Origin of the sequence: Bacillus cereus group sp. N6, from assembly GCF_016483705.1 — a bacterium.
Taxonomy (GTDB): Bacteria; Bacillota; Bacilli; order Bacillales; family Bacillaceae_G; genus Bacillus_A; species Bacillus_A wiedmannii.
In genome coordinates this window covers 62,238-75,824 of sequence record NZ_JAEHBI010000010.1, presented here as the reverse complement: position 1 = coordinate 75,824, position 13,587 = coordinate 62,238, and the positions used below count along the sequence as shown (strand labels likewise).

Below are 13,587 nucleotides of genomic sequence, written 5' to 3'. Positions count from 1 at the left end.
TATAAGAATACTGCTAAACTATTAATTCGGTTTTAATTGTTTGTAAAAGTTTTGTAAAGTTCCACAAGAATCAACATAAGGGGAAACTTGAATCCGTAGCCACCGTTCATCTTCACTGATGATTGGTCTATAAAACCGTTCTCCTTCAGAGGAGATACATACATATCATTTGTGAGATTCCTCAATTTTCCGATATGATATGCTTGTCCATTTTATTAAAACGTATGCATGAACCATAAAAAAAAGCACACTATCTTTTCAGATAGTGTGCTTTTTTTACAACTTTTTTATTCGTCATCTTGATCTTGATTTTTCTTTTTCTTTTTATTATCTATTTCCTCTTTTGAAGCTTCGCCATTTTCTATTTTTTTCAAATCAAAGTACGCGTCCATAATATCACGACTAATATATCCGTTAATACCTGATTTATCATCCACCCAAGGTACAACAACAGAAAATGCTACTTCAGGGTCTTCAAGTGGCGCATAACCTACTAACGTTAAGTTATATGTTTCTTTACGCTCACCGTTTGCCTTTCTACCTATCTCTTTATCTCCGCCATACACAGTTTGAGCTGTACCTGTTTTACCAGCAGCTTTATATGGTGCACCTGTAAAGTATTTCGTAGCTGTACCACCAGAATCGTTAAATACTTGTCTAAATCCTTCTTGAACACGTTTAATTTGTGATTCAGGCATATCAATACGATTTAGTACTTTCGGTTCCATTGAATGAACCACTTTTCCAACTTCGTCTGGTTTCACTGCCGGTTGACGAATTTCTTTCACAACTTGCGGCTGCATACGGTAACCACCATTTGCAATTGTTGAAACATATTGCGCTAATTGAAGTGGTGTATACGTATCATACTGTCCAATTGATAAATCTAATAAGAAACCTGGCTGAATTCCTTTACCTGTTTGGCCCGCTGATTCATTCGGTAAATCAATACCTGTTTTCACACCAAGTCCAAACTGTCCGAAATAATAACGCATCGTATCAAATGCTTTTTGTGGTATATCTAACGTACCACCTCTCACATATTGAACACCTGCGAGATTCATCGCCGTTTTAAACATATAAACGTTAGAAGACATTTTTAATGCTGTCAAATCATTAATAGATCCCATCGTCTTCCAAGAAGATTTTTTCGGCGTTCCTTTCAATACGATTGGTTCATCAAGTTGGTAGGAACCTGGTTGAATGGCATTTGTTTGATATCCTGTAAGTACCGTCGCACCTTTTACAGTTGATCCCATCGGATAAGAGCTTGTCATCGTTCCTAATGCGAAATCTTGCACTTTCGTTTCGCCATTCTCTTCCACTAACTGTTTCCCTGCCATAGATAAAACTTCACCATTTTTCGGATTCATCATTACAACGAATGCACGATCTAAAAGAGGTTGTCCCCCTTTATATCTCAATAAATTTTTAGTGATAATTTCTTCTACACGCTTTTGTAATTCCATATCAATTGTTAAATTCAGATTGTTACCACTTTGCCCTTTTGATACATTAATCGTTTCTAAAATATTACCGTTTTTATCTGTAATATTTCTCACTTCCGCTTTATTACCGTGCAAACTATCTTCATATTGCTGCTCAAGATAACTTTTCCCTACGCGGTCATTTCGATTATAATCACGAACAAGATAGTAATCTAGTCTTTCTCTCGGTAAACCTTCATCAGACGTTGACACCCCGCCAAGTACACTTCGGAATAAATCATCATAAATATACTTTCGATCCCAATCAACATTTGTATCTACACCCGGTAATGTTGCTAGATTTTCACTAATAATCGCGTATTCTTTTTCTGTAGCATCCTTTTTAATGACTTGTGGCGTCATCGCATATCCGCCGTCCATTTTGCTTTTAATCGCTAGCACTTCTAAATCTTTTGCGGATAATTGATTCACTTCTTCTTCTGTCACGCGATTTCGTTGACGCTCATCTACTTCTTTATCGTCAATTTTTTTATCTTTTAACTCTTGACGATCTTTATTCGTAATTTTTTCTTTAGCTTCCTCTTTGTGCGTAGCAAGCCAATAATCTTTTTTATCGCGATCTGTTAATTTATCTGTCGGGACTTCAATCAAATCTGCTAACTTTTCCGCTGTTTCTAAGCGAGCCTCTGCAGTTGACCCTTTCATTTTTGTAAATGTAATCGTACGTACAGCTGCATTATCTACTACAGCTCGCCCATAACGGTCAAATATTTTCCCACGTGGTACAGGATTACTTATCGTCGAGTTCTCTTTCCTCTCCACTTCATTCTTATATTCCTCACCGCGAACAATTTGTACATATCCAAGCCTTACAATAACCGCGGAGAACATTAAAAACACGCAGAAAAACAGCACGTTTAACCGAAAAGGAACGTGAGTCTTTTTCTTTTGTTGTTTCTGCTTCTTGCTCATACAAACCCCCTCTACCAACAGCTATGTAATGTGAAAGGGACACCTTCATACAGGTGTCCTCACTGCTGTCTTACATCTTTTTCTATTCTAGCATAAAACAACCGAGAAGTTAACCTTCTGGTTCTGTTTGATTCTGCGCAGTCCCTTGCCTTACAACACTTGTTTTACTTGCATTTCCCTCATCATATTTGACATTTTTAACTGCAAAATAAATAAGGAAATGTCCTGCACCTAAAATACATAATAAGTAAGGTAAACTTTTTTCAGGCGGAAAGAATAATACAGCACATAAAAAACTTAAAATCGAACAAATTCTTCCTGCATTTAACCATAATTCCCGGACAACTACATACTCTACACGCCACTCTCTCGCATTTTTCGCTCTGCCAATTACATCATATGTCATGGACCCGTACGGAACGAGCAAAATAGGGTATGCAACCGCAATACACGCTGCATAAATAAGTAATTTTGCGTATGTAACGTCGAATATAACTAAAAATACGACAGCATATAAAATAATGCCTCCAAGCAAAATTGCTTTTTTCCGCCACTCTTTCTTTAACATACGAGTGACTAAGTAGTAACATACAAATGATACAGCAGAATTTACTAAGCTATATTTTCCTAAGGCGAGTTCGCTATCCGTCGCTAAATACACGTACACGGAAATCACAAAAATAAACGTTCCCTCTCTCAACCCTTGGAAAAAATGAGCACGTGTAATTCTTCCCCAATTTTTATCAATCTGCCGCTCTTTCAATACTTGTACAATTTCATACCGTCCTTCACATTCTCTCTTAGATACAAAAAAGCTTAAAATAACAGCGATTGCAAATAACACTAACGAAAGAAAGAATATGACCGTATAGCCACTCCATTTTTCCATACGTGAAATTGTGTATCCAGCTGCTATCGGTCCAATCATGCCAGAGAAGGATGTAAGAAGTCCAAGAAACCCATTAAAGAAATCTCTTGTTTCTGGTTCTGTAATCTCAAATGTTAATAAGTTAAACGCGAGCCAGTAAAAACCATATCCGACTCCTAAAAGAGCCCCCATTAATAAAATATAGTGAGAAGCGCTTTTTCCCGCTACTAAAACAACGATAAAAAAAATAGCTAACGTGCCTACGCCTATTCGTAACAAGATTGAGCGATCAATACGCTTCGCTAATTTCCCACCTATAAGAAATGTGAGAGGCTGTAATACAACGCTGGCCAAATTATACAAGCCAAGATTCACATAATTTTGTGTTTGTTTCCATAAATAAATGTTAACAAACGTATTCGATAAAGAAATTGCGAGCGTGTATAAACCTCCAATAAGGAGCAACAACACTAAATCCCGATTCACTTCAACGTCACCAATTATATGTTTCCACTTCATACACAACTCTCCTTTACTTCATGTTCTAGTCTTCCAAAGACAAGCCCAATTATGTAAAAGGAAAGCATAGAAAAAAGCTAGGAGCATTCTCCTAGCTTTTTCTATCGTTATTACAATTATTTTGCTTCTTGGTAACGTTTTTCAGCAGCGTTCCAATCTACAACGTTCCAGAATGCACCGATGTAGTCAGGACGACGGTTTTGGTAATTTAGGTAGTAAGCATGTTCCCAAACATCTAAACCTACAACTGGAGTTTTACCTTCAGTTAGAGGAGAATCTTGGTTTGGCGTGCTTGTTACTTCTAGCTCACCATTGTTTACTACTAACCAAGCCCAACCAGAACCGAAACGAGTTGCGCCAGCTTTTGCGAATTCTTCTTTGAATGCATCGAAGCTACCGAATTTCGCTTCAATTGCAGTTGCAAGTTCGCCTACTGGTTGTCCGCCGCCGTTTGGAGATAAGATTGTCCAGAAGAATGTATGGTTAGCATGTCCGCCACCATTGTTACGTACTGCTGTACGGATTCCTTCTGGTACTTCGTTTAAGTTTGCAACTAATTCTTCTACGCTTTTGTCAGCTAATTCTGCATGACCTTCTAAAGCAGCGTTTAAGTTTGTAATGTAAGTGTTATGATGTTTTGTATGATGGATGTTCATTGTTTCTTTGTCAAAGTGAGGCTCTAAAGCATCATACGCATAAGGTAAATTTGGTAATTCGTGTTTTGCCATTGTTATATTCCTCCCAGTTTATGTATTGCCACTTAAGTGACATACAACTTCATTCTACCCTAATTGCCATAGGGTGCAAACAAATAAATCACATTGTCTTGCTATCATTAACGTAGCAAAAATCCCACTTCTTTTCAATTAAAATGCTCATATATTCCGTAAAAAAAGCTCCCTTCTACAAGGAAGCTTCCCACTGACATAATAAACATGCGAAATGGATATGGACCCTGTAGGACTCGAACCTACGACCGGACGGTTATGAGCCGTCTGCTCTAACCAGCTGAGCTAAGGGTCCACAATTATGTATGTAACAACATATCAAATAAAGGAATTCCTATCGGATATATCCTTTAAGAAATGTAAGATAAATTTACCATATGGCAAAGAAAAGTGTCAATTGTATTTTTCTCATATAAAAGAAGAAAATTAATAAAAAGAAATTTAGTTATCTCCACTATATGTAAATATAATATATCTTGAGATTCTCTAGATTCCTACGTTACAATGATTTTATACATACATAAAGGAAGTGAATCCATGTCCATATTTACCCAATTAGCCAAAAGCGTATATTCGCCTAAAGATATGGCGTTATTCCGTTTTCAAAAAATCGGAAAAACCATTTTGTATATTATGCTACTTTGTCTAATCACTACTATTCCAAGAACATTCTTTTACGGTAGCTTTATTCAAGATAGTGTTACCATGGTAAATCAAGCAATTGAAAAAGATTTACCTGATTTTAAAATCGAAAACGGTGAACTAAAAGCAGATATTGAACAACCTATTCTAAAGGAAGAGGGAGATGCTCTTTTCGTATTTGATCCCAATACAACAGATATAGAAACATATCAAAACAAAACTGGTTTATTTATTTTAAAAGATAAAGTAGTTTCTATAGGAAATGGTCAAACACAAACATACTCCTATAATGATTTATTAGGGACATCTCTTGAGAAGAAAGATTTGCAAGATTTCATTTCTGTATTCGATAGTATTTATCCAATTTTACTAGCTGTTATCGGCGTGTTAGTATACCTATTCCAATTGTTTATTACTTTCTTAGGAATTACTTTACTTGCGTTTATAGGTTCTGCTATGAGCGGTCAACGTAAATTATCTTATAAGCAAGTATGGACGTTAACTGCATACAGCTACACAATTCCAACAATCTTCTTTATGATTATGGATTTATTCAAAATTGTTGTACCTGGTTCAACATTCATTTATATCGCAGTTGTTTTAATTGTTCTTTACTTAACGATTAAAGAAGTTCCAAAACCGAAAGAAAAATAAGAACGAAAAAAAATGCCTAAATAGGCATTTTTTTTTTGGACAAGCATATATTCCTAGCAAAGGAGTGAAGAATATGAAGAGATTAGGTATATCCTTATTCGTGCTTGTTCTTGGTTATATATTTTATTACGATATAAAAATCGGCACTTTACCGATGTTAAGTTCATATAAAAAAACAACCGCTGCCCAAACGATAAAGCAAGAAAATACAGATACAAAACAAAAGAAAGAGAACAAAGCAGAAAAAGAAACAGATGTAACTTATAAAACAATCGAAGTCAAAACAGGTGAGACAGTTCTTTCTATTACCGAACAAATTAATAAGAAAAAAATCCCTTCCATTGAAAAGGTAATTGATGACTTTAAACAACTAAACAAAAGTACATCTGCTACAAAAATACAAATTGGAAAGTCTTATAAATTCCCGTTATATCAATGAGCAATCACTTAATCCTTGTCAATTACATAAAGGCGCTGATACAATAGTAAAAGTGAAACCGAGCACTTCGGTTTCTATAGCCCTGTATCACGTATACTTTCATTGATATGAGGGACTAAATAAGAAACTTCTTTTATAAGGAGAGCGATCTATTCGTGAATGAAATGACTCATCGTACAAAAACACGTCCAGTTAAAGTCGGTAATTTAACAATTGGCGGTAATAATGAATTAATTATACAAAGTATGACAACAACAAAAACACATGATGTTGAAGCAACAGTTGCTGAAATTAAACGTTTAGAAGAAGCTGGCTGTCAAGTCGTCCGCGTTGCTGTTCCAGACGAACGCGCAGCAAATGCTATTGCTGATATTAAAAAACAAATCAACATTCCACTTGTTGCTGATATTCATTTTGATTATCGTCTTGCTTTAAAAGCAATTGAAGGTGGCATTGATAAAGTACGTATCAATCCAGGTAACATTGGTCGTCGCCATAAAGTAGAAGCTGTTGTAAATGCAGCAAAAGAACGCGGTATTCCAATCCGTATCGGTGTAAACGCAGGTTCATTAGAACGTCACATTTTAGAAAAGTACGGATACCCAACTGCAGATGGTATGGTCGAGAGCGCCCTACATCACATTAAAATTTTAGAGGATTTAGATTTCCACGATATTATCGTATCTATGAAAGCCTCTGATGTTAACTTAGCAATTGAAGCATATGAAAAAGCTGCTCGTGCTTTTGATTACCCATTACATTTAGGTATTACAGAATCCGGAACATTATTTGCCGGAACTGTAAAAAGTGCCGCTGGTCTTGGCGCAATCTTAAATAAGGGCATCGGAAATACACTACGCATTTCATTAAGTGCTGACCCAGTTGAAGAAGTAAAAGTTGCGCGTGAACTATTAAAGTCATTCGGTCTTGCATCTAATGCAGCAACACTTATTTCTTGTCCAACTTGTGGTCGTATTGAAATTGATTTAATTAGCATCGCTAACGAGGTGGAAGAATACATCTCTACACTAAAAGTACCAATTAAAGTTGCAGTACTTGGTTGCGCTGTAAACGGTCCTGGTGAAGCTCGTGAAGCTGATATCGGTATTGCCGGTGCACGTGGAGAAGGATTATTATTCCGTAAAGGGCAAGTTGTTCGTAAAGTACCAGAAGAAATAATGGTAGAAGAACTGAAAAAAGAAATTGATGTAATTGCTGCTGAAATGGCTGCTGAACGAGAAAAAGAAAAAGAAACACAAGAACAATAAAAAGAAGGTTGCCACAATATTTGTGGGCAACCTTCTTTTTTACGTAAAAAAGCTCGTCAGTTATGTAACCGACGAGTTCTTATTTTGCACATTTTGGACAACGGCCATATATTTCAAACTTATGACCGGTTACTTCATAACCGTTAAAATCTTTATTCATAAAATCCATCGGGCAGGAAGTAATCTCTTTCGTTCCCCCGCAATCTAAACAAATAAAATGATGATGATGTTCCATAATAGAACATGTAAAACGAAAATGTTTTTCACCATTTAATTCCGTTTTTTCTAAAACACCGATTTCAGCAAACACCGTTAAGTTACGATAAATCGTATCAAAGCTAAGACCTGGATAATCATCCTTCATATGCTCTAAAACGTCTTTCGCCGTTAAATAACGATTGTGAGCTGCAAATAACCTGAGCATTTCTTCCCTTTTCCCCGTATGTTTGTATCCTTTATCTTTCATTAGGCGTAAAGCTTCTGTTAGATTCATATCTATCCCTACTTTATGCAGTTTTTTTCTTTTTCCATAAAATCGCACCAATTAAAATAAGAACTGCTATCATAACAATTGTACCACCTGGTGCTAGATCAAGTTGATATGAAGCAAACATTCCACCAATTACTGCAATTTCACCAAATAAAATGGAAAAGAAAATTGTTTGTTTAAATCCATTCACAATACGAATACTTGCTGCAACTGGTAACGTCATTAATGATGATACGAGAAGAACCCCTACTACACGCATTGATACTGCAATAACAAGAGCAACCAATATAATGAAAATAAAGTGAATCCACTTTGCACTCAAACCGGTTGATACAGCATATTCCTCATCAAACGATAGTAAAAATAACTCTTTGTATAATAAAGTGATCGTTACAATAACAACAATTGCTACAATGCCGATGATTATTAAATCCGTACTTGTTACAGCACTTACACTCCCAAATAAATAACTAAATAAATCAGTGTTAAATCCATTTGCAAGTGATATAAAAATAACCCCAATCCCCATTCCTGCTGAAAGAATAATCGGAATTGCTAATTCTTGATAATGTTTATATACAGTACGTAATTTTTCAATTAGTAACGCCCCACCAATAGAAAAAATCATTCCCATATATAACGGATTTAAAAACCCTCCTGTGAAAATTGTTTTTTCTAGTAGTAAACTTGCAGCAATACCCGATAATGTCACGTGACTTAAAGCATCCGCAATAAGCGACATTCGGCGAATGACAACAAATACACCGATAAGCGGCGCAACAAGTCCTATTAAAATCCCTGCATATAAAGAGTTCCGTAAAAAGTCATATTGTAAAAAATCTTGTATCATTATATCCTCCCGTGATGCTCATGCTCGTGTTCTAAACGATGAACATGATGTCCATATAAGACGGACATTTCTGCATCTTCTAACTCTCGGAACTTCTCTACATTTCCATGGAAATGTAGATGTTGGTTTAAGCATGCAACATGTGTTACCTTCTCTGTAACAGCTCCCATATCATGAGTAACGAGAATTAATGTGATTCCTAACCTTTTGTTTAAATCCTCTAATATCTCATAAAAACTTTCTACATTCTTCACATCGATTCCAACAGTGGGCTCGTCCAAAATAAGTAATTCAGGATCACTAACGAGCGCACGAGCAATAAATACACGCTGTTGTTGTCCACCAGAAAGTTCTCCGATATTGCGCCCTTGAAACGCACTCATCCCTACATCAGCAATCGCTTTTTCTACCTTTTCCTTATCGTTTTTCGTGAAAAAGCGAAACAGCCCTTTTTTCGAAACGAGTCCCATTGATACAACTTCAAAAACAGTGGCCGGAAAACCAGAATTAAAGCTATTTGCCTTTTGCGACACATAACCGACTTTGTTCCATTCTTTAAACTTCTTACTGTCAACACCAAACAAACGAATACTTCCCTGTTTTGGCTTTAAAACGCCTAATAAACATTTTAGCAAAGTAGATTTCCCAGAACCATTTGGCCCAACTAAACCTAAAAAAGCTCCCTTCGGAACTTGCAAATTAATATCTTCTAACACATTTCGATCTTCATATCGAAATGACAATCCTTCTATTTCTAATATATTATTCATAGCATCTCACCTATTTTAATTCAGAATGATTCCGATTTATATCTATTTGAATTATAGTACAGCTTATTATAGTTGTAAACCAATCTGCCTAAAATATATCAATTTTTTCAAGAAACCTTACTATTATAACAAAAAGCAGAGAAAAATTCTCTGCTTCCGAAAAATATTAAACCTTAATCAGATGAGGCCATCCCCTAACGATTGGCGAGGGTTTTTACTGGATAAATTTTCTAGTGGATAGCCGATTTAAACTTGCCACCATTTGTCTCTTGTGTATTCATAATCGTAACAAACGCATTCGCATCAATTTCATACACAATTGATTTTAACTTCGTCACTTCCAGACGCGTTACAACTGCATAAATAACTTCTTTTTCTTTATCCGTGTAACCGCCTTTCGCTACAAGCTTTGTAGTTCCACGACCAAGACGATGCAAAATCGCATTTGATACTTCCTCATATTGATCTGATACAATTAAAACTGCTTTCGTTTCATCTAAACCTTGAATGACTGTATCAATTGTTTTGAATGCGATATAGTACGTCATAACAGAATACATAGCTTGTTCAACACCAAATACAAATGCTGCCCATGCAAAAATGAATAAGTTCACAAACATTACAAATTCGCCAACAGAGAAAGGTAATTTCTTCGTTAATAAAATACCCATAATTTCTGTTCCGTCCATTGATCCACCATGGCGAATAACGAGCCCTACACCAATACCTAAAATAAGACCACCAAACACTGTTGCTAAAATCGGCTCTGTTGTAAATGGCGGAACAGCATGTAACGTTGATTCAATAAACGCTAAAGCTACAATACCGAACGCCGAAGATAACATGAACGTTTTCCCGATTTGCTTATAACCTGAATACATAAATGGGATATTGAGAATAACGACTAAAGTAGAGAAACTTAACCACCAAATATTAGGAGTAAGATAATCTAATATAAGAGAAATACCAATAATTCCACCATCAATAATTTTATTTGGCATTAAAAATAGTTCAATCGCTACCGCTGCGCATGCTGCCCCAAAAATAATCATAACTAAACGATAAATAAGATGGATAACACTTTCTTTTCGATGTTGCTTTTGTTCCATAGGTCCTCCTTATACTCTTTTTCTATAGTTTTGTCCTTATATTATAACATACGCTTCTTTTTCTCATGGAAAAAGAAACTCTATACGAATATGTACAAGCTACGTACTCATATATTTCGATAGAAGAACGTGTGAAGGAGGATAACTCGATGAACCTCATTAAACAACTTGTAAATAAAAAATTAAATCATATTTCTACAAAAGAGTTATTGAAATATAGTAAAGAATATGAAGTTTCTATTACGACTGCACAAGCGGATCAAATTGTTTTACTTATGAAAGGAAAGAATATTAACATTTACGATAATGACGAACGGCTAGAGCTCTTAAAACAAATAGCAAAAGTAACCTCCCCTGCTACTGCCCAACAAGTAAATACTTTATTTCAGCAACTACTAAAATAAGGAGGGGAAAATCCCCTCCTTATTGCTTATTGCGCTTTAATTTTCTCAAGAATTCCTTCATCAAAAGTACCATTTTTCAGCATTTCGATTTCTAATTTATATGGTGGCTTCTTATCTTTTTTATCTTCACCTACATATGGCGTTTCAAGAATTTTTGGTACGTGCATTAACTGCGGATGATGCACAATATGATGTAACGCTTTATAACCGATATGACCGAAGCCGATATTTTCATGACGGTCCTTTCCTGCGCCGCATACATTTTTACTATCATTAATATGAAGTACTTGCAAACGATCCATACCAACAATCTTATCAAATTTATTTAATACGCCGTCAAAATCATTTACAATATCATATCCTGCATCGTGCGTATGACACGTATCAAAGCATACTGATAATTTTTCATTATATTTTACACCATCAATAATCTTTGCAATTTCTTCAAAGCTACGACCGCATTCTGTTCCTTTTCCTGCCATCGTTTCTAACGCAATGTTAACCGTCTGCTCTGGCATTAATACTTCATTAAGCCCTTTAATAATTTGTTGAATACCAGCATCCGCTCCTGCACCAACGTGCGCACCTGGGTGAAGAACGATTTGTTTCGCTACACCTAATGCCGATGTTCTTTCAATTTCCATGCGAAGGAAGTCTACACCTAATTGGAATGTTTCTGGCTTCGTCGTATTCCCAAGATTAATAATATATGGCGCATGTACGATAATTTCCTCAATACCGTTTAGTTCCATATGTTTTCTTCCTGCTTCTATGTTCAATTCTTCAATTGGTTTTCTTCGTGTATTTTGCGGTGCACCTGTATAAATCATAAACGTCGTTGCACCGTATGAAACAGCCTCTTCACTTGCTGCTAATAACATTTTCTTACCACTCATAGAAACATGAGATCCAATCTTTAACATACAATCACCTCTTCAATATACAATAGATATAATGATAGCATAATTTGTAGAAATATGTAGCGAATTGTTTGTTCCTAAAACACTACGCAAATTGTAACTAGCTACACCGAAACTTTAATCAGTGTTTTTTCATTCCCCACCGATTATTATCCCGCAAATATCCGGATAAAAAAAGATAAGGGGGCTCCCCTTATCTTTTTTTATTGCTATATTTTTTCTTCACTTTATCACGTTCTGTTGCAAGTTTACGTTTATAGTTTGGTTTTACTTTTTTCGGCTTTTTAATAACTTTCGTTGCCATAACATCAAGTTCATCATTTGGTTTTTTACGGCTCTTACGACGACGACGTTCACCTAAATCCGCCCACTCATCTCCGCGTAACTCTACATGCTTGAACTCAATATGACGTTGTTTTTCTAAACTATCTAACGCTTCTTCGTTTGCTGGATCATAAATCGTCACTGCAATACCTGAATGCCCCGCACGTGCTGTTCTTCCAACGCGGTGAACGAAGAAATCTAAATCTGATGGAAGTTCGTAGTTAATAACATGACTAATTCCTTCAATATCAATACCACGTGCTGCTAAATCAGTTGCAACAATATATTGGAATTCAAGATCACGAATTTGTTTCATCATTTTTTTACGATCACGCGGTGATAAATCTCCGTGAATTCGTCCAACTTTTAAGCCACGTTCCATTAATCCGTCAGCAACCTGATCCGCCATCTTCTTCGTATTCGTGAAAACAACTGCTAAATACGGTTTAAATTGTAGCAACATTTTGTTCACTAAATCGATTTTGTTACGATGTTTAGAAGGTACTAAATAATGCTCAATATTCCCAGCCGCAACTTGTTTTGGATTGATATGAATATGCTCTGGATTCTCCATATATTTCTTCAGAAACGGTTTTAGTTTTTGAGGAATTGTTGCAGAGAAAACTAGCATTTGCAGGTTTCTAGGCATGCGTGATGCAATTTTGTCTACATCATGAATGAATCCCATATCAAGCATTAAGTCTGCTTCATCGACAATAATAGTATTTGCTTTATGAACAAATAATGCTTGTGCTTCCACTAAATCTTTAATACGTCCTGGTGTTCCAACTACAATATGAGGTTGTTTTTTCAACTTTTCAATTGATCGTTGTTTATCAGTTCCACCAATTAAACAACGTGCTGTAATCATTTGATCTTCCGCACAAAACTTTGTTAATTTCACGATTTCTTCGTAAATTTGTTGTGCTAACTCACGAGTAGGCGCTGTAATAACAAGTTGTACTTCTTCACGACTTGCATTAATTCTGTTCAATGTAGGAAGTAAGTATGCATGTGTTTTCCCAGAACCTGTTTGGGATTGTCCAATTACACTTACACCTTTTTTCACGACCGGGAAAATTTTCTTTTGAATTCCTGTCGGCTCTGTAAAGCGTAGTTCACGAACTGCATCTATTAAAAATGGTTTAAAATCATACTGTGTAAAAGTTTGTTGTGTCATAA

The 13,587-nt window shown here is 35.8% G+C and carries 13 protein-coding genes and 1 tRNA gene; 4 read left to right on the top strand and 10 right to left on the bottom strand.

Going from position 1 to position 13,587, the window contains the following annotated elements; translation table 11 throughout:
* Positions 1–287 precede the first annotated feature (287 nt).
* The 4 genes from JDS99_RS10515 to JDS99_RS10500 form a co-directional block, all read right to left on the bottom strand.
* Entirely contained in the window at positions 288–2,420 is a 2,133-nt protein-coding gene (locus JDS99_RS10515) for a peptidoglycan D,D-transpeptidase FtsI family protein (protein WP_088064420.1), read from the bottom strand.
* 109 nt (positions 2,421–2,529) lie between these two features.
* The gene (locus tag JDS99_RS10510) at positions 2,530–3,807 is read right to left on the bottom strand and encodes an MFS transporter (protein WP_088064421.1); all 1,278 of its coding nucleotides are present in this window, start codon (positions 3,805–3,807) and stop codon (positions 2,530–2,532) included.
* 116 nt (positions 3,808–3,923) lie between these two features.
* Entirely contained in the window at positions 3,924–4,535 is a 612-nt protein-coding gene (sodA, locus tag JDS99_RS10505) for a superoxide dismutase [Mn] (protein WP_199695045.1), read from the bottom strand.
* Positions 4,536–4,756: 221 nt separating this feature from the next.
* Positions 4,757–4,830: transfer RNA gene (locus JDS99_RS10500), tRNA-Ile, on the bottom strand.
* A 242-nt stretch (positions 4,831–5,072) separates the two neighbouring features.
* On the opposite strand from JDS99_RS10500, the gene JDS99_RS10495 reads away from it, so the two are divergent.
* From JDS99_RS10495 to ispG, 3 genes are all read left to right on the top strand, one after another.
* A complete protein-coding gene (locus JDS99_RS10495) occupies positions 5,073–5,831 on the top strand; it encodes a DUF1189 domain-containing protein (protein ID WP_000021902.1) in 759 nt (252 codons plus the stop codon).
* A 73-nt stretch (positions 5,832–5,904) separates the two neighbouring features.
* Positions 5,905–6,270 (top strand): hypothetical protein, encoded by a 366-nt coding sequence (locus JDS99_RS10490; protein ID WP_199695044.1) that lies wholly within the window; start codon positions 5,905–5,907, stop codon positions 6,268–6,270.
* Positions 6,271–6,434: 164 nt separating this feature from the next.
* Complete coding sequence (gene ispG, locus JDS99_RS10485; RefSeq protein WP_075308387.1) at positions 6,435–7,538, top strand: flavodoxin-dependent (E)-4-hydroxy-3-methylbut-2-enyl-diphosphate synthase; 1,104 nt, start codon at positions 6,435–6,437, stop codon at positions 7,536–7,538.
* Positions 7,539–7,617: 79 nt separating this feature from the next.
* Here ispG and JDS99_RS10480 read toward each other — a convergent pair whose 3' ends face one another.
* The 4 genes from JDS99_RS10480 to JDS99_RS10465 form a co-directional block, all read right to left on the bottom strand.
* Positions 7,618–8,031, bottom strand: coding sequence for a Fur family transcriptional regulator (locus tag JDS99_RS10480; RefSeq protein ID WP_199695043.1), 414 nt, complete (start codon positions 8,029–8,031; stop codon positions 7,618–7,620).
* A 13-nt stretch (positions 8,032–8,044) separates the two neighbouring features.
* Positions 8,045–8,878 (bottom strand): metal ABC transporter permease, encoded by an 834-nt coding sequence (locus JDS99_RS10475; RefSeq protein WP_199695042.1) that lies wholly within the window; start codon positions 8,876–8,878, stop codon positions 8,045–8,047.
* Positions 8,878–9,648 carry a metal ABC transporter ATP-binding protein gene (locus JDS99_RS10470; RefSeq protein ID WP_001059648.1) on the bottom strand — a complete coding sequence of 257 codons (771 nt, stop codon included), beginning with the start codon at positions 9,646–9,648 and terminating at the stop codon, positions 8,878–8,880. The genes JDS99_RS10475 and JDS99_RS10470 overlap by 1 nt, the downstream gene beginning before the upstream one ends.
* A 230-nt stretch (positions 9,649–9,878) precedes the next feature.
* Positions 9,879–10,757: a YitT family protein gene (locus JDS99_RS10465; protein WP_000435955.1), complete on the bottom strand. Its 879-nt coding sequence runs from the start codon at positions 10,755–10,757 to the stop codon at positions 9,879–9,881.
* Between the two features lie 149 nt (positions 10,758–10,906).
* On the opposite strand from JDS99_RS10465, the gene JDS99_RS10460 reads away from it, so the two are divergent.
* Positions 10,907–11,161, top strand: coding sequence for a DUF2624 domain-containing protein (locus JDS99_RS10460; protein ID WP_001048965.1), 255 nt, complete (start codon positions 10,907–10,909; stop codon positions 11,159–11,161).
* Between the two features lie 26 nt (positions 11,162–11,187).
* Here the strand turns inward: JDS99_RS10460 and JDS99_RS10455 are convergent, their stop codons facing one another.
* Both JDS99_RS10455 and JDS99_RS10450 read right to left on the bottom strand, forming a co-directional pair.
* Positions 11,188–12,084, bottom strand: a complete 897-nt coding sequence (locus JDS99_RS10455) for a deoxyribonuclease IV (RefSeq protein WP_088064422.1) — start codon at positions 12,082–12,084, stop codon at positions 11,188–11,190.
* A gap of 190 nt (positions 12,085–12,274) precedes the next feature.
* The gene (locus JDS99_RS10450) at positions 12,275–13,585 is read right to left on the bottom strand and encodes a DEAD/DEAH box helicase (protein WP_000194012.1); all 1,311 of its coding nucleotides are present in this window, start codon (positions 13,583–13,585) and stop codon (positions 12,275–12,277) included.
* Positions 13,586–13,587: the final 2 nt, after the last annotated feature.